Source organism: Arthrospira sp. PCC 9901, from assembly GCF_059013425.1.
In genome coordinates, this window is record NZ_CP102296.1 from 4,555,729 (window position 1) to 4,577,383 (window position 21,655).

The 21,655-nt window shown below is 44.7% G+C and carries 24 protein-coding genes; 21 read left to right on the forward strand and 3 right to left on the reverse strand.

What is annotated here, in order from left to right; all coding sequences use genetic code 11:
- Positions 1-6 precede the first annotated feature (6 nt).
- The 4 genes from NLZ44_RS20165 to NLZ44_RS20180 are packed head-to-tail and all read left to right on the forward strand — an operon-like array spanning position 7 to position 2,718.
- A complete protein-coding gene (locus tag NLZ44_RS20165; protein WP_008050788.1) occupies positions 7-762 on the forward strand; it encodes an energy-coupling factor ABC transporter permease in 756 nt (251 codons plus the stop codon).
- Between the two features lie 8 nt (positions 763-770).
- Entirely contained in the window at positions 771-1,079 is a 309-nt protein-coding gene (locus NLZ44_RS20170; protein WP_008050789.1) for an energy-coupling factor ABC transporter substrate-binding protein, read from the forward strand.
- On the forward strand, positions 1,080-1,883 hold the full coding sequence (gene cbiQ, locus NLZ44_RS20175) for a cobalt ECF transporter T component CbiQ (RefSeq protein WP_493750939.1): 804 nt from the start codon (positions 1,080-1,082) through the stop codon (positions 1,881-1,883).
- Positions 1,867-2,718, forward strand: a complete 852-nt coding sequence (locus NLZ44_RS20180; protein ID WP_493750940.1) for an energy-coupling factor ABC transporter ATP-binding protein — start codon at positions 1,867-1,869, stop codon at positions 2,716-2,718. Before cbiQ ends, NLZ44_RS20180 begins: the two co-directional genes overlap by 17 nt.
- A gap of 7 nt (positions 2,719-2,725) precedes the next feature.
- Here the strand turns inward: NLZ44_RS20180 and NLZ44_RS20185 are convergent, their stop codons facing one another.
- A complete protein-coding gene (locus NLZ44_RS20185; RefSeq protein WP_493750941.1) occupies positions 2,726-6,298 on the reverse strand; it encodes a sensor domain-containing protein in 3,573 nt (1,190 codons plus the stop codon).
- A 311-nt stretch (positions 6,299-6,609) separates the two neighbouring features.
- Between NLZ44_RS20185 and NLZ44_RS20190 the strand changes: the two genes are divergently transcribed.
- The 3 genes from NLZ44_RS20190 (at position 6,610) to NLZ44_RS20200 (ending at position 12,213) form a co-directional block, all read left to right on the forward strand.
- Positions 6,610-8,637 (forward strand): amylo-alpha-1,6-glucosidase, encoded by a 2,028-nt coding sequence (locus NLZ44_RS20190; protein ID WP_493750942.1) that lies wholly within the window; start codon positions 6,610-6,612, stop codon positions 8,635-8,637.
- A gap of 121 nt (positions 8,638-8,758) precedes the next feature.
- Positions 8,759-10,951 (forward strand): serine/threonine phosphatase, encoded by a 2,193-nt coding sequence (locus NLZ44_RS20195; RefSeq protein WP_493750943.1) that lies wholly within the window; start codon positions 8,759-8,761, stop codon positions 10,949-10,951.
- Between the two features lie 8 nt (positions 10,952-10,959).
- Positions 10,960-12,213 (forward strand): protein kinase domain-containing protein, encoded by a 1,254-nt coding sequence (locus NLZ44_RS20200; RefSeq protein ID WP_493750944.1) that lies wholly within the window; start codon positions 10,960-10,962, stop codon positions 12,211-12,213.
- A 14-nt stretch (positions 12,214-12,227) separates the two neighbouring features.
- Here the strand turns inward: NLZ44_RS20200 and NLZ44_RS20205 are convergent, their stop codons facing one another.
- Positions 12,228-12,446, reverse strand: coding sequence for a DUF4327 family protein (locus NLZ44_RS20205; RefSeq protein ID WP_006618883.1), 219 nt, complete (start codon positions 12,444-12,446; stop codon positions 12,228-12,230).
- Positions 12,447-13,287: 841 nt separating this feature from the next.
- On the opposite strand from NLZ44_RS20205, the gene NLZ44_RS20210 reads away from it, so the two are divergent.
- Positions 13,288-14,613: a protein kinase domain-containing protein gene (locus NLZ44_RS20210; protein WP_493750945.1), complete on the forward strand. Its 1,326-nt coding sequence runs from the start codon at positions 13,288-13,290 to the stop codon at positions 14,611-14,613.
- On the opposite strand, the gene NLZ44_RS20215 is transcribed toward NLZ44_RS20210, so the two are convergent.
- Positions 14,603-15,040 carry a DUF928 domain-containing protein gene (locus NLZ44_RS20215; protein ID WP_493753036.1) on the reverse strand — a complete coding sequence of 146 codons (438 nt, stop codon included), beginning with the start codon at positions 15,038-15,040 and terminating at the stop codon, positions 14,603-14,605. The two genes, NLZ44_RS20210 and NLZ44_RS20215, sit on opposite strands and share 11 nt — an antisense overlap.
- 557 nt (positions 15,041-15,597) lie before the next feature.
- Here NLZ44_RS20215 and NLZ44_RS20220 point away from each other — a divergent pair.
- From NLZ44_RS20220 to NLZ44_RS20280, 13 genes are all read left to right on the forward strand, one after another.
- Positions 15,598-17,187: a class I SAM-dependent DNA methyltransferase gene (locus tag NLZ44_RS20220; protein ID WP_493750946.1), complete on the forward strand. Its 1,590-nt coding sequence runs from the start codon at positions 15,598-15,600 to the stop codon at positions 17,185-17,187.
- A complete protein-coding gene (locus NLZ44_RS20225) occupies positions 17,184-17,435 on the forward strand; it encodes a hypothetical protein (protein WP_006625654.1) in 252 nt (83 codons plus the stop codon). The genes NLZ44_RS20220 and NLZ44_RS20225 overlap by 4 nt, the downstream gene beginning before the upstream one ends.
- A complete protein-coding gene (locus NLZ44_RS20230; RefSeq protein ID WP_006625653.1) occupies positions 17,432-17,749 on the forward strand; it encodes a type II toxin-antitoxin system VapC family toxin in 318 nt (105 codons plus the stop codon). The genes NLZ44_RS20225 and NLZ44_RS20230 overlap by 4 nt, the downstream gene beginning before the upstream one ends.
- Positions 17,750-17,804: 55 nt before the next feature.
- The gene (locus tag NLZ44_RS20235; RefSeq protein ID WP_493753037.1) at positions 17,805-18,419 is read left to right on the forward strand and encodes an IS607 family transposase; all 615 of its coding nucleotides are present in this window, start codon (positions 17,805-17,807) and stop codon (positions 18,417-18,419) included.
- The gene (locus NLZ44_RS20240; RefSeq protein WP_493753038.1) at positions 18,382-19,491 is read left to right on the forward strand and encodes an RNA-guided endonuclease InsQ/TnpB family protein; all 1,110 of its coding nucleotides are present in this window, start codon (positions 18,382-18,384) and stop codon (positions 19,489-19,491) included. The genes NLZ44_RS20235 and NLZ44_RS20240 overlap by 38 nt, the downstream gene beginning before the upstream one ends.
- Positions 19,492-19,650 (forward strand): type II toxin-antitoxin system VapC family toxin, encoded by a 159-nt coding sequence (locus NLZ44_RS20245; RefSeq protein ID WP_006625651.1) that lies wholly within the window; start codon positions 19,492-19,494, stop codon positions 19,648-19,650.
- A gap of 7 nt (positions 19,651-19,657) precedes the next feature.
- Positions 19,658-19,789, forward strand: a complete 132-nt coding sequence (locus tag NLZ44_RS20250) for a hypothetical protein (RefSeq protein ID WP_006670405.1) — start codon at positions 19,658-19,660, stop codon at positions 19,787-19,789.
- A gap of 171 nt (positions 19,790-19,960) precedes the next feature.
- Positions 19,961-20,197 (forward strand): DUF433 domain-containing protein, encoded by a 237-nt coding sequence (locus NLZ44_RS20255; protein ID WP_006625650.1) that lies wholly within the window; start codon positions 19,961-19,963, stop codon positions 20,195-20,197.
- On the forward strand, positions 20,194-20,547 hold the full coding sequence (locus NLZ44_RS20260) for a DUF5615 family PIN-like protein (protein WP_008050816.1): 354 nt from the start codon (positions 20,194-20,196) through the stop codon (positions 20,545-20,547). The genes NLZ44_RS20255 and NLZ44_RS20260 overlap by 4 nt, the downstream gene beginning before the upstream one ends.
- A 99-nt stretch (positions 20,548-20,646) precedes the next feature.
- Complete coding sequence (locus NLZ44_RS20265; protein ID WP_008050817.1) at positions 20,647-20,880, forward strand: hypothetical protein; 234 nt, start codon at positions 20,647-20,649, stop codon at positions 20,878-20,880.
- Complete coding sequence (locus NLZ44_RS20270; RefSeq protein WP_008050818.1) at positions 20,867-21,091, forward strand: type II toxin-antitoxin system HicB family antitoxin; 225 nt, start codon at positions 20,867-20,869, stop codon at positions 21,089-21,091. The genes NLZ44_RS20265 and NLZ44_RS20270 overlap by 14 nt, the downstream gene beginning before the upstream one ends.
- 41 nt (positions 21,092-21,132) lie before the next feature.
- The gene (locus NLZ44_RS20275; protein WP_493750947.1) at positions 21,133-21,345 is read left to right on the forward strand and encodes a DUF4926 domain-containing protein; all 213 of its coding nucleotides are present in this window, start codon (positions 21,133-21,135) and stop codon (positions 21,343-21,345) included.
- Positions 21,346-21,392: 47 nt separating this feature from the next.
- The gene (locus tag NLZ44_RS20280) at positions 21,393-21,653 is read left to right on the forward strand and encodes a DUF4160 domain-containing protein (RefSeq protein ID WP_008050826.1); all 261 of its coding nucleotides are present in this window, start codon (positions 21,393-21,395) and stop codon (positions 21,651-21,653) included.
- The last annotated feature ends 2 nt before the right edge of the window (positions 21,654-21,655 follow it).

Consider the following 21,655-nt stretch of genomic DNA (forward strand, 5'->3'; position numbering starts at 1 on the left):
GTACAGATGAGCAAAAATCATCGAATGATACACCTAATCGCCATGATTGGGTTAACATTTTATTTGGTAATAGGTGCAGCCACTCCAGCTCAAGCAATGCACATTATGGAAGGTTTTTTACCTATTACCTGGTCAATTTTTTGGTGGGTGTTAATCATCCCTTTCTGGGTTATTGGTTTTCAAAAACTCACCAAAATTACCCGAAACAACCCCGAACTAAAGCTATTAATTGCCCTAGCAGGAGCCTTTACTTTTGTCCTGTCAGCTCTAAAAATCCCCTCAGTTACAGGGAGTTGTTCTCACCCCACCGGAACCGGATTAGGAGTGGTTTTATTCGGACCTTCAGTGATGACAGTTTTAGGCAGTTTAGTCCTACTTTTCCAAGCCGTATTACTCGCTCACGGCGGTTTAACTACCTTGGGAGCTAATGTATTTTCTATGGCGATTGTCGGCCCTTGGGTTGCCTATGGCATTTATCAACTATTCTGCCAATTTAACCAACAAAAGTTAGGTATTTTCTTCGCAGCAGCCTTGGGAAGTTTAGCCACTTATTTAATTACCTCCATACAGTTAGCCGTAGCTTTTCCGGCTGCTTCTGGGGGGGTTATGGCTTCCTTTATCAAATTTGCGGGGATTTTTGCAGTCACTCAAATTCCCCTATCAATTAGTGAGGGACTATTAACTATGGTAGTTTGGAATTGGTTAGAGTCCTACGCCTCAGAAGAACTGCAAACCTTGAAAATTGGGAAAGCTAATAGCTAAGTAAAATCATGACACCAACTTCTGATAAAGCTGTAAAAAATGGCAATTTGTGGATGATTTTAGCCGTCGTTATTTTATCGGTAACGCCGCTAATTTTTATCCGAGGAGACTATGAGGGAGCCGATGAACAAGCCGAAAATCTCATCGGCGAAATTCAACCGAATTATCAACCCTGGTTTGAACCTATCTTAGAAGTTCCCAGTGGCGAAATTGAGAGCCTGTTATTTGTTTCTCAAGCTGCTATTGGTGCGGGTATCGTCGGCTATGTGATTGGCTTATATAAAGGCCGTAAACAAGGCAAAAATCGCTCATCCTAAATGTACCATCAAATTGATGCGATCGCCTATACCAATCGGTTAAGGTATTTACCCTCAGAACATAAGTTAGCCTTTGCCGCCATCCTGTTTTGTCTCAGTTTGGCGGCTCCCCCCCTCCTGCAAATATTGATCACCATTTGGGTGACAATTTGGGTCGTGATTTACGCTAAAATTCCCCTAGGAATTTATCTGAAATTGCAAGCCATCCCCTTCAGTTTTTGGTTAACTAGCATTCCCGCCTTACTATTGGGGGTGGTTAATTCAGCTAATATTGAATTAATTAAAACTGATATTATCTGGGAATTTAACCTAGGTAATATCTTGATATATTTCAGTAATCAAGGAATGCAACAAGCTGGTTTTCTACTAACTCGCTCCCTAGTTTTAAGCTCCTGTATGTATTTTCTTTTACTCACTACCCCCCTCGTCGAAATCATTAGAATTTTCCGTAAGATTGGCTGTCCCAGTTTAATCACAGAACTATTAATGTTAATGTATCGGTTTATTTTTATGTTAACTGAAACCGCTAGTCAATTATTAATCGCTCAACAGGTTCGTATCGGTTATGGTGACTGGAAAACTACAATCCGCAGTTTAGGAATTGTCACCAGTCAACTACTCCAACAAACCCTAGAAAATTATCGACAAATTTGTTTAGGATTAACCGCGCGGGGGTTTAACGGAGAGTTGCGGGTTTGGTCGGTTTCTCGCCATCAATCCAACCCTCGATATACCTGGGAAGGATGTTGTGGTTGTCTACTATTATTGGTGATTATTGGATGGTTTTATGTCCTCGGAATTTGAGTTACTAGAATTTGATAATGTTCAGTATACTTACCCCGGTAGTCAGCAGCCAACTCTGGAAAATATCACTTGTCAATTTGGTAGATATCAGCGTTATGCTGTCATTGGACGTAATGGCTGCGGAAAAACTACCTTATTTCGATTAGCTAATGGGTTATATCGTCCTCAGTCCGGGGTGATTAGTTGGCGAGGTCAACCGCTACAATATAAACGGCGATGGTTGAATCAATTGCGCCAAAAGGTGGGTTTAGTGTTCCAAAATCCTGAACAGCAGTTAGTAGCAACTACCGTGTCAGAAGATATTTCCTATGGCTTGTGTAATTTGGGTTTATCTACCTCAGAAATTGCTCAACGGGTGCGCCAAATTTTGGCTGAATTTGATTTAGTGGGTTTGGCGGATTTCCCGATTAATTATCTGAGTTTGGGGCAGAAAAAAAGGGTGTCAATTGCTGATATAATGGTGTTGCAGCCACAACTATTATTTTTGGATGAACCTACCGCTTATCTTGACTCTTATCAAGTTACTAATTTTCACTGCTTATTAAATCAGATTCAACAGCGAGGAACTACTGTGGTTATCGCTACTCATAATTTGGATTTTGTCGAAGCCTGGGCGGATTGGGTTTTGGTACTTGATAGGGGAAAACTGGCTTTTCAAGGTACACCAGAAGCCGTTTTTAGTCAAAGTCAACAACTCCAAGATTTAGGTTTGGGGGTTCCTTTAGTGGGGGATTTAATTAATTGGTTACAAGCTGAGAATATGGCTTTATCTCAACCACAGTTAAATCAGATTCAGGAACAGATACGCGATCGCTATTGGCGGTCAAATTCTTAAAATTTGCTTAAAATTGGGTAGGTAGTGGTAATCCCCTTTGAGCATGGTTTAATAATGCTTCTACCGCTTGACAATTGAGGGGACGGAAGAAAAAATAACCCTGTCCATATTTACACTTAAATTGTTGTAAATGGTGGAGTTGTTCGGCGGTTTCAATACCTTCCGCGATCGCATCCATCTTCAGACTTTCAGCCAAAGCCACAATGACCCGGACAATTTCCCGCTTATCCTCACCTTCGGGAATTTGACTAACAAATGAGCGGTCAATTTTGAGGATATCTACTGGGAATTTATGCAGATAACCCAACGAACAGTAACCTGTACCAAAGTCATCAATACAAATTTTGATTTGTTGTTGTTTGAGTTGTTGTAAAGTGGCGATCGCTAATTCCGGGTCATTCATAATCGCCGTTTCTGTAATCTCCAATTTTAACTCCGAACCCGCCACCCCCGTCTCAACTAAAATCTTGCTAATGCGCCGACTTAAATCATTAGTAAATTGCTGAGAAGACAGGTTAACACTCATCATCAAATTAGAATAAACCGCAAATTTCTCTTTCCATTCGCTTAACTGAAAACAAGCCTGTCGCAATACCCATTCCCCAATATCAACAATTAAACCCGCTTCCTCAGCGATCGGGATAAACTCAGCCGGGGATATCAAACCCTCTTGGGGGTGGTCCCAACGCAATAAAGCCTCAAATCCTGCAATAGTCCCCGTCGATAGTTCAATAATAGGTTGATAGTTCAGCTCAAACTGTTGTTCTTGTAACGCTAAACGTAGCTGGGTTTGCAGGTATAAGCGCCGTAGAGCATTAGTTCGCATCGTCGAGTCAAAAACCACATAACAGCCTTTTCCTTGCCTTTTAGCGCGATACATGGCCGTATCTGCATCTCTTAATACCTCTGGAGAACTTTCATAATTAGAGTTACCCTCAACAATACCAATACTCGCACCCGTAAAAATCTGATTTTTTTCGAGGAATATCGGAAATTTTAAGGATTCCTGAATCCTTTCCGCCACATCGATCGCCTCTTGAATATCCCTAATATTTTCTAATAAAATCGTGAACTCATCCCCTCCCAATCGTGCGAGGATATGTGAATCCACAGAATCTGTAAGCCGCTTACTAATCTCGATTAGCAGTTGGTCGCCGATGGCGTGTCCGAGGCTATCATTAATAAATTGGAACCCATCCAGGTCTAAAAATAAAATCGCAAATTGATAATTATCTAGGGTCTTACACTTTCTAATAGAATCATCTAATTTATTTAGGAAAAATGCCCGATTCCATAAATCGGTAAGAGAATCGTGAGAGGCGCTATGACGCAGTTTAGCTTCCGTTTCTTTCAGGTGGGTAATTTCCATAATTGACCCTTCATAGTAAAGCACACGATTATGGCGATCGCTATAAATAGCCCGCGCATTTTGCCAGATCCAAATTGCTTCACCATCCCGCCGATAAACTTGGGCTTCAAAATTAGAAACTGAACCCCGAGTTTGTAGAAGATTAATAAACCTATTATAGTTTTCCGTGTCAGCATAAACATTCTTAATTTGGCTACCCATAACCAACAGTTGTTGTTGAGAGTCATAGCCCAAGATTCTAGCTAAAGCCGGGTTAGCACTAATATATTTTCCTTGTAGGTCAATTTGAAAAATTCCCTCTAAAGCATTTTCAAAAATATCTCGATATTTCTCCTCTGCTTGCTTCCGTTGAAATACCGAACCCAATTGCATAGCCACCGAAGACACCAGTTTAACTAAGCGATTATCTTGTTCGCGCGGCATTGACATCAAAAACACTAACACCGCCAACACCCGATTATCTGCTAAAATCGGCACACCCAACCCAGCTTTAAACCCATATTGTTTAATCAGAGAATAGCGGGAAAAATTAGCCTGAGATTCCTCAGAAATATCTCGATCCCATTCCGGTTCTTGACCAGCCCATACCCTCCCGGCTAAACCATCATTTACACCCAGTAAAAACTTTTTACTCTGTTCATAAAAACCCGCGAAATCTGGTTTTTCTTGATAGCTAACTAAACTATATTCCAGATGAGTTTGTTCATGGTTAGGAATCCATGCTTCTCCAAATTCCCAGTTGGTAGTTTGACAAAGAAGATCTAAAGCCACTGCTAAAGCTGAGTCAAAATCTACCGAGATACTGACAGCGTGGGTAATTTGTTGAAGTAGTTGGAGTTCTTCATCGGCGCGTTTGCGATCGGTAATATCTAAACCAGCCCCCACAAAATATTCATATTCATCTGTTTCTTTATTAAAAACCGCACGACCATACCATTCTACAATAATCTCGCGATCGTCTTTCGTGATCATAGTTTCTTCCGTGCGTATGGGGAGGCGACGATTAATCATTAATTCAAATACCCAGGGCGCTGATTTTCCCTCTTCCTTCGGCACAAATGTGGCGCTGTAGTTCATCCCTTCCACTTCCTCTTGCTTATAGCCTAGAGTATTCAGCATCGAGGGATTCATGAATTTGACTTTTCCTTCCACATCTAGGACTATAAAAAAAGCCGGATTAGCTTCTAGTAAGGTTTGGGTAAAGTTTTTTTCTTTAATTAATTCCGCCTCCGCTTTATGGCGTTCTAAGATTTCTTGGCTAATTTGATTGGTAAGGGGACGTATGGTTAGCACTAAACAAGCAGTTCCCACCATAATAAATAGCATCATCGTTCCCGATAATAGTAAAATATGGCGATAAACTGGGCTGTAGAGTTGCCGTTTCTTTTCACCCAGAATTAATGATGCTTCCAAATTGCGAATCGGACTATAGGCGATGAAAGCATCACAGGAATTACACCATAGCCCCCCCGTTTGATTTCCGCGTTGGTAATTTCTTTTGATAATTTCTAAAAGATCCGTTTGTTGACTCAGTGCCGATATTACCTGATTTGGTTGATTATAGTCAATCAAAATAGGCTTCAATTCATGATTATTTAAAATCGCCAATTCTAAGTAATTTGAATGATAAAAAGTGGCTTTTTGTCTGATTTTTTGGCGCAGATGTGATAAATTAAATAAAAATAAATGGCTGCCGTTAAATTCCCCATGATTCTCAATCATAATATGGGGAATATTATCAATTTCAAAGGGACCGATAATATCTCCTGTTACCGTAGAAATTTTATGCTTATTTAAAAATTCTATTGGTATGGATTGACCTACTGCTAAAATTACCGTTTTTTGCTCATTTATATAGGCAATTCCCGTCAGATAATCCCCCAATAAATCTTGCCACATTTCGCGGGTATTTTCTAGGGCTTGCGGAGAAATATCGGTTAGTACCTCAGCATTAATGGTTCTACCAATGCCTGGTTTTTGACTTATTTTTAATGATTTATCTAAATATTCATCAATCAATTTATTAATAATTGATGCACTATTTTGGCTCTCAAAAATCAGTTGTTTTTCCTGATTGTTTTTAAGGCGGTTATATAGAGGCAGTAAACTCAGGATAGCAATAACTGTACTAATCAATAGTAATCCGATGGCAGAGCCATTGATAATTGAGGATTTTATGTATTGTGTTTTTAGGCTTGAATTCTCCTGCATACATCCCCCATAATATTGATAATTACATAACGTTAAAAACCGAAAACTTGAGAATTACAAAAACTTACGAATTTTACAGGGTGCTTATCAACGGAGAAACTACCGATATTATACATACATTTCATGAATACCAAGAATTGAAATGAGGAAAAAACCAGATGATTATTTTTTTCCTAACCCCTAGACCAGATCTGGTCCGGGTAAGTTAGATGATTACTCATGTCGTTGGCATCTGAATTAATTTAATTTTTATTTAAAGATAGATTATAATACATTTAAGTAATCTACACCACAGAAATTCAAGATAGAACATGGTTTTAGCATTTGGTCGAGAAATTTGCAATTATCTTAACTCAAGTGAATGTCGAGAGTGGTTAATCACTAATGGTATTGGGGGTTATGGTGCGGGGACGGTCAGCGGACTGTTGACCCGCCGTTATCATGGATTAATGATAGCGGCTTTAAATCCTCCTCTCAATCGAACCCTGTTATTAACCAAGTTAGATGAAACAGTGAGCTATGATGAGCAATTTTTTCCAATTTATACAAATAGGTGGGCTGATGGCAAAGTAGATCCCGAAGGTTTCAAGCATATTCAACACTTTAGACTAGAGGGGACTATTCCCGTGTGGGACTTTGCTTGTGGAGATGCTTTGCTAGAAAAACGAATATGGATGAAACCAGGTGAAAATACAACCTATGTCCAATATACCTTACTCCGGGCTACAAAAGCGATAAGTTTGTCGCTCAAAGCGATGGTCAATCATCGGGATCACCACTACAATACTCATGCCAATCATGGGAATAACTGTCAGATGGATATTAAATCCAGATCACAAGGGGTAGAGATTCGATTATTCCCTGATACTAACCCGCTATATCTGTTCACCCAGGGAAGTGGGGAAGAAGAGGTAATGATTTCTACGCCGGGTAATCCTTGGTACTATGGATATGATTTGGCAATAGAACGTTACCGAGGGATGGACTGGACGGAAGACCACCTCCATGCTTGTACTTTACATACAACTCTGACACCGGGTAGCGCGCTAACTGTGGTTGCCAGCACCAAAGCGCCTCCCAATCTGGATATTATGACGGAGTTAGAGGCAAAGCGCCAAAAAGACGGCATCTTATTGGAGTATAAGTCACCCCCACCACAGACACCAGATTGGATAACTCAACTGATACTAGCTGCAGATCAGTTTATAGTCGATCGCACTCTCAGCGACGGAACCCCAGGAAAAACCATAATTGCAGGTTATCCTTGGTTTGGAGATTGGGGACGAGACACGATGATCTCGCTACCCGGTTTAACCCTATCCACCGGACGCGCAGATATTGCTCGCACGATTTTACAAACCTTTTCCCATTATGTCGATCGCGGAATGTTGCCTAACCGATTCCCAGAAGTAGGAGACACCCCCGACTATAACACCGTTGATGCCACCCTATGGTATTTTGAAGCCATCCGCGCCTATTTCGACCACACCCTAGATATTAACTTATTAGCAGAACTTTTCCCGGTCTTAGATTCCATCATCCATTGGCATCATCAAGGGACCCGCTATAATATCAAAGTTGATCCAGAAGACGGACTACTCTATGCAGGAGAACCCGGTTCACAACTAACCTGGATGGATGCCAAAGTAGGCGATTGGGTAGTCACACCACGAGTCGGTAAACCCATCGAAGTTAATGCCCTGTGGTACCATGCCCTACAGGTAATGATCCGCATTGCCAAAATATTAGATAAACCCAGTCAGGACTATGAAACCTGGGCAAAAAAAACCGCCCAAGGCTTCTCCCGATTCTGGAATCAACAGGCAGGCTACTGTTATGATGTTCTGGACACTCCCGACGGAGACGATCGCTCCCTGCGACCCAATCAAATTTTCGCGATATCTCTGCCTCAATTAGGGAAAGTCGGCTATAGTTGCCTACTCACCCCGCCACAGCAACGTCAGGTAGTAGATATCTGTAGCCAGAAACTGCTAACATCTTATGGTCTTCGCAGTCTGTCGCCGGAAGATGCGAAATATCAGGGTGTCTATGGTGGTGATGTGTTACAACGGGATGGAGCCTATCATCAGGGAACTGTTTGGGGATGGCTACTAGGCCCCTTTGCATTGGCTCATTTTCACGTCTATGGGGATGCTTCTCAAGCACAGTCATTTTTAGCACCCATGGCAGATCACCTCAATGCTCATGGACTCGGCACCCTCAGCGAAATTTTTGACGGCGATCCCCCCATGTCTCCGCGCGGATGTTTTGCTCAAGCCTGGACGGTTGCAGAAGTTCTCAGAGCCTGGTTTGAGTTAGAATCTAATCAAGGAGCCTGATTTAGGGTCGCCAACCCACTTCTGCTGAACTTAGCGAGGGTCGGAAAAATCCGGCGCTAACTTTCAGGTTAGTGTCGGGAATATGTCAAAATGGAAATAATCGCTACGGGGAACCCCAAAAATGCTTGTTTGTCCCCAATGTCAGTTTGAAAACCCAGACCATCATAAATTTTGCCAAAGCTGTGGCACATCTTTAACCTATAGGTCTTGTCCTCAGTGTAGCTGCCAAGTTTCTCTTGATCAGCTCGATTGTTGGAACTGTGGGGCTAAAACTGGGAAGGTGTGGCAGGCGGTTATATTTTGCCAGAAGCCATATCAGGAATCGCCCCCCCAAGAAATACCCCCAAACTTGGCGGCTACAGATAACTTTGATCACCTCATGGGTGGAGTTGATGGCGTTCAGGATCAGATTTCCTCGAATTGGGATGTGATCACTACTCTATCTGGTGCTGAGGTGACATCAACAGAGTCTAGTCTGATGTTAGCTCAGGACTATGATACGGATTCGGTTTTGGAGACGGTAGGCGATGATTCTATGGCTGTGTCACTCTCTGATGAGGATGAGGAGGAGGTGGGGGGATTATTGCAGATGTCTAATACTGAACAGATCGGAGATCGGGATTTGCTCTCGACGGATACGGAATTATCCCCCCCCTCGACTTCTCTGGCTGAAGTTGATACGTCTGAAGAAGCTACTGTGGTGGATAAACCGGTTTATTTGGATTCCCAAGGACGATATAAACTGCTAGAACCCCGAGTGAGTTTACAGTTGGGGGAAATGTCAAGGGTCCCGGTGTTGGATTGTAAACCTTTGCAGGTCTCTCCCCTGGAGGCTTTGCTGTTGACTCCTGATGATCCCAAAAATAGGTCGGCTTTGGTAATTCCGGCGGCGCAAGTGTATTGGAATTTATACTATAGCTACCCCCAACATTTTCCCAAGGTCCATGATGCCTGGGAAGAAGACTCTCAGGCGATCGTGTTGTTGCCAGATTGTTCGGATTTGCCGGATTTTGAACAAAAGTGGCACGATATCCAGACTCCACTTCAACAAATTGTGGCTTGGTTACAACAGATGGCGCAACTCTGGGAAGTTCTGGAGCCTGGTGACTATCGCCAAAGTTTATTGCGGTTGGATAATTTGGCAATTTCTGGCACTGATCCCGGCAGTTTATTTATTAAACAACTTTATGCTGATGACCCGGAAAAATTGCCGACTTTGGGGGATTTGGGACAACTTTGGCAAAGTCTATTTCAATTATCTGGACGGACTTTGATGGGTTCGATTACCCAAATGTTGCGGGATCTACGGGAGGGCAAATTGGAAGGGGTTGAACAATTACGCTTAAAGTTAGATGAAATTATGGCAGAACTGACACCACCAGAGCAACCGACAACAGAACCTCAGCGATCGTCTGTAACTCGTCTACAGACAGATGTGCCGATTACAGGATCTTCAGGGCAAATTGGAGATGCACCAACGGTTCCTAGGTTGCCTCAGTTGTTGGATTTACAGGCTTGTGGTCGTACAGACGTGGGAAAAGAGCGATCGCAAAATGAGGACTCCTTTGGGATGCAAACTTTGTTAGATCGTCAGGAAATCCCCGGTAGTCAGACTCTCTATGCTCGTGGTTTATATATCATAAGTGATGGTATGGGTGGACACGCGGGGGGAGAGGTGGCTAGTCGCATGGCTGTACATAGCCTGAAAGAATATTTTCAGACTCACTGGGCTGATAGTGATAGTTTACCCTCGGAACAATTAATCTTAAATGCGATCGCTGAGACTAATGAGGCTATCTATAGGGTTAATATGCAGGGGACTCGTTCTGGTAGTGGTCGCATGGGAACTACTTTGGTATTAGTGATTGTAGCTAATACTCAGGTAGCGATCGCTCATGTGGGAGATAGTCGCCTTTACAGTTTTACCCGCAGTCAAGGTTTGCGACAAATGACTGTTGATCACGAAGTCGGACAGCGGGAAATTGCTAGGGGTGTAGACCCAGAAATCGCCTACACCCGTCCTGACGCTTATCAACTTACCCAAGCCTTGGGACCTAGAGATAGCAAGTATTTAAAACCAGATGTCAGATTTTGGGATATCACTGAGGATACTTTGCTACTGCTGGCTTCTGATGGGTTGACAGATAATGATTTAGTCGAAACCTATTGTCACACTCATATCGAACCTTTGATTGATTCTCAGGCTAGTTTAGATCGGGAAGTTGATCGCTTAATTGATTTAGCTAACGAACACAACGGCCATGACAATATTACGGCGATCGCAGTACGAGCCTTAGTGCATCACAGAGACTAACTCTAATTATGTCCGATATCTTGACATTGACCCTACTTGATGGCACTCGAACCAACCCCATTCAACAATGGCGGTTTCAAACGGAGCCTTTAGTTAAAATTGGTCGCGCTCCCGATAATCACGTCGTGGTTGTCGATCCCTTGGTTTCTCGATACCATCTCGATTTACAAAGATCTGCTACTACCCAAAATTCTCGGTGGATGTTCAATAGCCGGGGAACTAATGGCACTTTTGTTAATGGTATTTTAGCGACCCAGGGACTTTTGACTGATGGCGCTTTATTAGAATTGGCTAAGGGTGGACCCTTACTGAAGGTCGCCATTGAACAACCTCCACCCCCTCCCCCTGTGGTTATTAATAGGCCTAATTGTAGTCATGATGGTAATCCCCCAGGTAGTCTATTCTGTATTCACTGCGGCTGGCCAATCAAGATTGAACGGACTATCCGAACTTATCAGATTTTGCGAACCCTTGGTCAGGGAGGTATGGGAACCACCTCTTTAGCCTGGGATAGCAATAATAGCAAGGCTAATGCGCCTCAGACTCATTCCGGAAAGCCAATCCCCATTTTGGTGGTACTCAAGGAGATGAATGCAGATATGGCTAAGATAGCTAAGGCGCAAGAATTGTTTGAACGGGAGGCTAAAACTCTTAAATCCCTTAATCATCAGGGAGTCCCCAAGTTTTATGACTTTTTTGTGGATGGGGGTAAAAAGTATTTAGTTATGGAGATGATTCACGGTCAGGATCTGGAAAAACAAGTTTATCAAGGTGGACCCCTAACGCCGACAATGGCGATTAAATACATGATCCAAGCCTGTGAAGTTTTGGATTATCTCCATACCCAACAACCCCCTATCATCCACCGGGATATTAAACCGGCTAACCTGATGGTGCGCCATCGCGATCGCCGGATTATTGTCCTCGATTTTGGCGCGGTTAAGGAAATTGGTACCCCCCCAGGAACCCGTATTGGTGCGGAAGGTTATAGCGCACCAGAACAAGATAGGGGACAGCCACTCACTCAGTCGGATTTATATGCGATCGGTGCGACTTTGATATTTCTATTGACTGGTGAGAGTCCCCTAAATTATATCGGGAAACAAGACCAAGAATACGGATTTGATCTCGATCGCATTCCCACTATTACCCCGGACTTACGCGAGGTAATTAAACGGGTAACTAAATATACCCCTCGCGATCGCTATCAGACCGCGACAGACTTGGCTGATGCCCTCGCTAAATGCTTACCAAAATGTTAACGCTTCACAGAGTTTTATTCTTCATCCCAAACATCAACAGCCAACAGTTCACTAATCGGATCTTGCATGGAAAAACCGAATTCAATCAGTTCTGCTTTCCAATACTTCCACTTATCCCCAAATAGCAGTGCTATTTTCCACAGGCTATCTTCAGGCTTAACAATGTCAGACTTCACTAGGGAATGCACCTGACGCTGAAACTTATCCATCGGGTGTATAACCTTTTGGCTCATAATACCTCTTCAATTTTTGAAATCTTAAAGAACTTTTCGGGTTTTCCCCTCACGCGATGTCGCACCGATGCCTAAATTATCCGCATTTTTGGGGGAAGAGACCTCCTGATTATGTACAATAGCATACTTTCCAAAAAATGTCTAACTTTTTTTTCCACGTAAAACTCCTGGGAGGGTTGGAAGCTCCGTGATTGATCACGGAGAGGAAAACCGACTCAAGCGGCTTTAGCCGCCAGCACCCCTTTGCGGGGTGGAGGGGTATGGTTGCCCCTCCATGGAGCTATGGTTGGCTCCGACTCCCTTGCGGGGTAATGTTTGCGCTTGCGCTAACGCGCACGCTGCGCGAACGCCAATGTTCAGAGTCGGTACTATCCAAATCGCACGTCCTTAACCCCTTAGAGATGTTTAACGATTCGGTTCTAGGGCCTGGAACTAGCACGCATTCCAGGGTAGGAACTTTAACTCTTGCTCTGAACGGAGCCAGTTAAGGCTATAGCTGGTCAGCTACCTGAAAGGGGGGCACGAAGCCCCCGTGCTTCAGCCGGGGGTGCTGACCCACGCGAAATAGTGAGTTGAACGGGAAAAACCTAATTTAGCTACCCATAGTAGCAGAACGCCTTAGCTAAGACAAGATATGATCGGCAGATCCGGGAATATGACGAACTACAAGCTGTCACGTTTAGAGAATCAGCACGATCGCAGCCAGCCAGTTGGTTTGAGGAAAAACCCTGTGATGCTGAGTAAAGTTGCACCTTGGCATCTGTGCTAAAGCCATTATACCCATAAAGTGAAATTAATGCAATCGGTGCGTTTCCTCGTTCAACTTTACCCGGTCCCGACTATGTTAAATCCATTAGACTCCCCACCCAACCCTACTGTCATCCTGAATAACCGTTACGAGATCCTATTGGCGATCGCCAGCGGTGGCTTTGGCGAAACCTTTTTGGCGGAGGACAACCAAATGCCCTCTCGCCGCCGTTGTGCCATCAAACGCTTAAAACCGAAAGCTGATGACCCGAACGTTCATCATATCATCACGGAACGTTTTAGGCGCGAGGCGACAGTCTTAGAAAAATTAGGAGAAATTAGCGATCGCATTCCTAGCCTGTATGCTTATTTAGAAGAAGACGGCCAGTTTTACTTAGTCCAGGAGTGGATAGAAGGAGAAATTCTGACCAGTCGCATAAAGCAACAGGGGTCGATGTCGGAAACCCAAGTCCGGGATCTTTTGTTAAACCTGCTACCAGTCCTCCACACCATCCACAGCCATGGTCTAATTCACCGAGACATCAAGCCAGACAATATCATCCTGCAACCTCCCCACTACAAACCAGTTTTGATTGACTTTGGCGCGGTTAAAGAGATTATGGGGACTGTGTTAAACTCTCGCGGTAATCCCACCCCGTCGATGGTCATTGGTACACCGGGATTTATGGCCTCTGAACAGGCGACGGGACACCCGTTTTTTGCCAGTGATTTGTTCAGTCTGGGAGTAACTGCTATTTATATGTTAACGGGGAAAACCCCCCAGGAGTTAGCCATCGATGAAAACACGGCGCAAATTCAATGGCGGCACTTAGTCCCAACGGTGAACCCAGAATTTGCGGATATTTTAGATCGCGCCACTCGCTTTCACCCTAGCGATCGCTTTTCTGATGCTCAAGAAATGCTGACCGCCTTAGAAGGATTATCCCATCCCATAGCATCGACGGAAATTTCTGTTCCCCCTTCGACAGTCATTTTTCCCAAAGCCACCTCACCGAAGCCACCCCAACGGCGACCCGATTGGCAAATCCCGGCTATAGTAGGTGTGATCTTAGGGATTCTCGCCGGTTTAGGATTGACCATATTTTGGCATTCGCAGTCAGAACCCAAGGAATCGGAAGCGATCGCCGAAACCTATCAACTACCCCTATCATTTTATTTTATTGGGGATTCTGCCTTTTATAGTCCCCACCAAGCGGAAAATAAGCGTCATTCTCTGTTGGAGGACGGCTACACCCAGGCTGATTTTTTCTGGTCAGCCAACTATAGCAACCTATCGAGCCATAATTCCTACCAAGTCTATAGCAAGTGGTTTGAGACTCAAGACGACTGCGAAGCCGCTTTAAAAGAGTATCATCAATATAACCCCAATTCTTATTGTGGATTTGCGACTAAACTTTAACCCCATGTAAATCCTGGTCAAGTTCCCGTTTTAAAACCTGACCCCTGACGACTAAATCCCCAGTGCGATCGCTCGGTTCGCAAATAATTGACAAACGCCAATAGTAGTTAGTTTCCGTTTCCTCCAAATAAATATCTTCCGGGAGAGTGACTGCTATCAGTCCGGGGTTGACAGTTAAGCTAAATTCAGCCAGGCGGTTTTTCCGATGGTCTTGTAGTTCAAATTCCGCCGACCAGGATGAATCTTTAGATGCCGTTAAGTAAAACCAAAATTTCGGGCGCGCCGATAGGGTATAGCCCCAATTTTGGGTAGGAACTAAAGCGGTGATTTGGGTGTTTCTGGTGCAGTTTCCCCGCGCTGCAGCGCTACTGCTGCGATCGCCTGGTCTACCGCGATCTGGGAGTTGAAAATTGAGAGATTCTCTGATATTATCAGAGGTATGCGGTGCTGTATAATGCTGGGTTTACCGACTATCGAAAACCCGGAAAACAGAGGTATTTAATGCCAAGAGTAGGGCGAAAATCCCCACAAAAATTGTGTTTAAAAAAATCATAAAAACGGTTTATGGCGCGGGGGAAAAACCCCAAAATTCTATTCCCTCGTGGTCTAAATATAGTGGTTATGCTTCCAGTTTCTGAGTACCGGTTTTTTGAGGATGATTGCCCTCAGGGCAAAACCTAATCCAGAGGTAACCAGAGGTATCCAATACCCTACCAGAAAGCTGACAAAACAGATACCATATATGATAACTATGCTTATCTGCGTGTGTCCTTCCAGACCATCAACCGCTGGGAGAAGGGACGGGCCACCCCCTCCCCGATGGCAATGACCCTGATTGAGTTGCAGTTGGGGCAGATGAGAGAGCGAGGGGCGGATTTGATGTCCGGCTTATTTTTCAGAGTAGGTGCTTTCTTTGAGTGCGATCGCCTAGATTGAGTTAAAAAAAATCGATATTGTCCATTTTCTATAGAGTTCCATCCCTGAATGCCAAAGTCCAAGAAAACCCAATCCACCTCCAAGCAAAACGGAAACGGAGCCAATCTCGGTTTTGAACAAACGCTGTGGGCTGCTGCCGATAAAATGCGCGGTCACATGGATGCTGCTGAATACAAGCACGTCACCTTGGGGCTGATTTTCCTCAAGTACATCTCTGATGCCTTCCAAGAACGCTACGATGACCTGGCAGCAAGGCAAGAAACAGACTACACCGACCCCGAAGACCGCGATGAATATGTTGGGGAAAATATGTTCTGGGTGCCGCAGGAAGCGCGATGGTCAACAATTCAAGCCAGCGCCAAGCAACCGGATATCGGCAAGCGCATTGATGAGGCGATGCTGGCGATCGAGAAAGAAAACCCTCGACTCAAGGGCGTTTTACCGAGTAACTACAACCGCCCCGACCTGGATAAGCAACGCCTAGGGGAACTCATCGACCTGATTAGTACCATCGGATTGGGCGACGCTGAGAACCGCTCAAAGGATATTTTGGGGCGAGTTTACGAATATTTTCTGGGACAATTTGCCGAGAAGGAAGGTAAGGGTGGCGGTGAGTTTTACACGCCGCAGTCAGTGGTCAAGCTGTTGGTTGAGATGATTCAGCCGTACAAGGGACGAATCTATGACCCTTGCTGTGGTTCCGGTGGAATGTTCGTGCAGTCCGAGAAATTCGTGGAAGCGCACGGCGGACGTAAAGGTGATATTGCCGTTTACGGACAGGAATCGAACCCAACGACGCGGCGACTGTGCTTGATGAATCTAGCCATTCGCGGGATAGATGGCAACATCGGGGATAGACAAGCAGATAGTTTCACCAACGATTTACACAAAGACTTGAAGGCAGATTACATCCTGGCAAATCCTCCATTTAACATCAGCGATTGGTGGAACGAGAAGCTGGCAGAAGACGTGCGCTGGCAGTACGGGACACCCCCAAAGGGAAACGCCAACTATGCTTGGATTCAGCACATCATTCACCATCTCGCACCGAATGGGATTGCTGGGTTCGTGTTGGCGAATGGTTCCATGAGTTCCAACCAGTCCGGTGAAGGGGAGATCCGCAAGGCGCTAATCGCTTCCGATTTGGTGGATTGCATGATTGCTTTACCGGGGCAGTTGTTCTACACCACCCAGATTCCTGCTTGTCTGTGGTTTGTGGCGCGGGATAAGTCGGGCAAACCCACTGTCGGACACAAATCTTGCCGGAACCGTAAGGGCCAAACTCTATTTATTGATGCTCGGAAGTTGGGGGTGTTGATTGACCGGACCCACCGGGATTTGACCGATGAGGAACTCGCCCGGATTGCTGGAACCTATCAGGCATGGCGTGGGGAACCGGAGGCAGATGATTATGAAGACGTGCCGGGATTTTGTAAGAGTGCCACTCTGGAGGAAATTAGCTCTCATGGTTATGTGCTGACCCCAGGGCGCTATGTGGGGGCGGAGGAACTGGAAGAGGATGATGAGCTGTTTGAGGAGAAGATGGAACGGTTGACGAAGAAGTTGTACGCACAGTTTGAGGAAAGTGCCAAACTAGAAGCAGCGATTCGGGAAAATTTGAGGAGGTTAGGGCTATGAGTCCATTGCTACAAAACCTATTGCAGCAAGTTGAGCAGTTGTCCTATGAAGAACGGTTAGAACTGATTAGCGGTGTAGCACAGAGTCTGAAATCTCAGCCACACCAGACCAGCCCTAAACGGAAACTTAGTGAATTTCGCGGGATGGTAAAGCACCCATTTTTTGGCGAGGATGCTCAGGAATGGGTGACGCGAACTCGTCGAGAAGGGGATGAGCATCGGGAACGAGTCCTCAGAGGCGAATTATGAGGATTGATGAGGCGCTTTCTGGGGTATCGCGGCTGTTTTTAGATACATCGCCTGTTGTGTATTTTGTGGAGGAAAATCCTGATTTCTGGCCGCTTGTCAGGATGATTTTTGACCGGATTGAGAATGCAGGATTGGTGGGTGTTGTGGGGCCTATCACCCTGGCAGAATGTCTGGTAGTCCCCTACAGAACGGGAGATGTGAAGGGACAAAGAGAGTTTAGAGAGCTGCTAACGAACACAGAGAACATTCAATTTGTAGAAATTGGTCAATCGATGGGACAACTGGCAGGGGAGCATGATTTAATCTCAAATTAGGTTAATATTTTAGGGCAATAGGGTCTAATAAGCGAGAAGAGTTGAGGATAAACCTATTGCCAGATATGTCAAACCCAAGGAAGCCGCCCAAATCCTTGGAGTCCATGAAAGAACACTCCGCAGATGGGACGACAATGGCTCAATCGACACCATCAGAACCCCCGCTGGGCAACGACGATACAACGTTGAGTCATATTCTGATTCCATATCAGGCAGTGACAAACGCAAAGTCGTTATCTATGCCAGAGTTAGTAGCCGCGCCCAGCAGTCCGACCTCAACCGACAGGTGGCCGCACTGTCCAACCTCTACCCCGAAGCAGAAGTCGTCTCAGAAATCGGAGGCGGGCTCAACTTCAAGGGAAAGGGAAAGAAAATGCTGGCCTTACTGGGACAAGTCTTGTCAGGAGATGTCCGCATGGTTGTCGTTGCCCACCCAGACCGATTGGCAATATGGGGATTTGACTGGTTTCGATGGCTCTGTGAGCAAAACAGGTGCTCACTCATGGTTCTCAACGAGACAAGTCTCAGTCCAGAACCAGAAATGGTTGAGGACATCCTCGCCATCCTCCACTGCTTCAGTTCCCGATTATACGGACGGAGTAAATACCAAACTCAGGTCAAAGAAGATCCGGATTTACCCCAGCCCGGAGCTAAATCAAGTCTGGCGTAAATGGCTGGCTGCTTGTCGGTATTGCTACAACCAAGCAATTGCATTATCTAGGAGTGGTAAACGACTAAGCAAACTGAAATTACGCAACGAAGTGATGCAGAGTGACTTACCCGAATGGGTCAAAGAAACACCCTGCCACATTCGGCAAAATGCCATCTTTGATGCCTATCAGGCTTTGACCGCCAGTCCTGATGCCAGGTTTAGAAGTTGTCGTGACAGCTCTCAAGGGATTAAGTTCAATAATACTAATTTCTCTTCAGGGAGTTGGTATCCAAGACTAACGAAAGGATTAACTTTCATGGTTTCCGAACCCATCCCTAAAACTTGCGGGCAAGGGACTCAATTAGTCTTTGCCAAGGGGCGGTGGTTTGCGGTGTTTCCTGAACCAGTTGCCGTTACCCCAACTGACGCTACTGGCGTGATTGCATTAGACCCGGGCGTCCGAACTTTTATGACCGGGTTTGATGGTTCACGATTTCTGGAATTGGGCTCCGGAGATATAGGACGCATCACTCGGTTATGTCAACATTTGGATGATTTGATGAGCCGAATCGCCAAGGAAACCTGTCGTTCAAGGAGGCGACGGATGAGGCAAGCGGCTCAACGAATGAGAACTAAAATCCGGAATTTAGTGGATGAAGCCCACAAACAAATTGCTCACTACTTGACTCACAACTACAGCCTAATTTTTTTGCCCACCTTCGAGACTTCCGATATGGTTGCCAAGGTGAAGCGTCTAATCAGGTCTAAGACTGCCCGCGCCATGCTGACATGGGCGCATTATCGATTCAAACTAACCCTGAGACATCAAGCCGAGATAACTGGAACCACAGTTGTAGATGTGACGGAAGAATACACCAGCAAAACCTGTACTCACTGTGGTCATGTGCATTCCCAGCTAGGTGGCTCAAAAGTGTTCCGATGTCCGGAGTGTGGGTTCACTCTACCACGGGACTGGAACGGTGCTTTGGGAATCTTTCTAAAAGCTTTGCGGGATACCGCCTCTGTTACCTTAACGGGTAATAGTGCTATCGTCGCATTGTCAGGCAATAGCCGGATAAATGTCGCGTAAATGTATCAGTTACGGGCAAGATACAATCTTCAATTACCAGATTCGCTGCAAATTGCCACGGCATTAGATGCTGGCTGTGAGGCATTTTTAACTAACGACCTGCAACTAAGGCGGATAACAGAATTAAAGATTATTGTTATTAGTCAATTAGAGGTTTAATTAGCCAATGAATGTTAGGCATTTAATTAATATTTTATTGCAGTTTGATAGAGAAACGCAAGCTGTCGTGGCGGAATATGAAGGGGGATTTAATAACATCACCGAGATTCAACCCCAAAAGCTCCGGCTGAATGTTTAAGTAAATCTTTGGAGGTAGGGGCTATGACGATCGCCGCTGAACCTCGCTCAGTGTGCAGGATTATCACCGCAGGGTAGAAGTGGAAATGTTGGCTGCTTCGGAGCGTGTAAAATTGATTGACGGGATGTAGCGGTGTTGATACACTAGAAAACAGTAGAGGAACGATTTATTATGGATAATTCTTTGTTAGAACGAATCACGATTAATCCAGAAATCTGTCATGGCAAACCCTGTATCCGAGGGTTGCGCTATCCAGTGGAATTTTTGCTAGAACTGCTGAGTTCCGGTATGACTCATGGGGAGATTTTGGCGGATTATGAAGATTTGGAAGAAGCTGATATTTTATCGGTGCTGCTATTTGCAGCCCGGTTAAGTCAAGTTAAGCGGGTTTATACCCTGGTCTTATGAAATTTCTAGTCGATGCCCAACTTCCCCTGCGGCTGGCTCGGTTCCTCCAAAATGCGGGTTATGATGCCATTCACCCGAGAGATTTACCCCAAGAGAATGCTACCCCTGACTCTGCTCTGAATGCTGTGTCAAGGCAAGAAAAGAGGGTTTTGATTACGAAATATGCTGATTTTGTAGAATCTTTTTTGCTCAAAACTGAGCCTTATAAACTTTTGCTGGTTTCTACGGGGAATATTAAAAATGATGACCTAGAAAATTTATTTCAACAAAATGTAGGCCAAATTATAGAGCTTTGGGAACGGCACAGTTATATTGAAATTAGCCGAAATACTCTCATTATTCATCAATGATAAAAAAAGGAAAGAATTGATAAAGCAGTTGGATGCACCGTTTGAGGAAAGTAGGAAACTAGAAGCAGTGATTCGGGAAATTTTGAGGAGGTTAGGGTTATGAGTCCGTTGCTAGAGCAGGTGTTGCAGGAAATTGAGCAGCTTACAATCGAGGAACAGTTAGAGGTGATTAGCCATGCCACAGAACAACTGAAGCGGCGGACGTTAACCCAACACAACCCTAAACGAAGCTGGCAAGAACTGCGTGGCATTGCTCCCAATTTGTTAAATGGGCAGGATGCTCAGGAGTGGGTAAATCAGTTACGGAGGGAGCAGGATGATGAGTCAATTTAAGTATCGGGTTAATCTTGTTTGGTCTGAAGTAGATGCAGCTTATCTGGTAGAATTGCCAGAATTTGCTACAGAAATTCAACGCTATTTTACCGATGGAGAAACCTACAAAGAAGCCCTCAAAAATGCTCAGGAGGTTCTGGAACTGCTGATTGAAAGTTATCAAGCCGAGAATCGACCTTTGCCCCAACCGCAAATTTTACAGGTAGGGTGAGAAATGATGCAGCGATTCTGGAGTTGATTTTCAGTGCAGCCATGATAAAACTTTTAGATGTGGTAGCCTTAACCGAAAATTTACCTGACTTCAACCTTCATCAAGGTCAAGTGGGTACGATTATTGAAGTTTACGAACCCGATGTATTTGAGGTGGAATTCGTAGACCTTCAGGGTAAAACCTACGCTTTAGAAATGTTAAGGGCCAATCAAGTGCTGCAACTTCACTATCAACCGCTTCCTCAAATGGCTTGAGGCATCAAAAGGCTAGGTTGATTTTGATATTTTGAGGAGGTGACGTGATGCCAGAGATTAGCCGCTTTTTTGGTATGGTGATTACGATGTACTATAACGACCATGCCCCACCACACTTTCATGTGCGTTATGGTCAACAAAAAGCCCTAATTACTATCGAGACCCTAACCCTGCTAGAAGGACAACTCAAACCCAGAGCATTAGGACTGGTGATTGAATGGGCGGCCCTGTATCAATCTGAACTGATGGATAACTGGGAACTAGCCAGACAAAATGCAGAACTTAACAACATCGAACCCTTAGAATAATC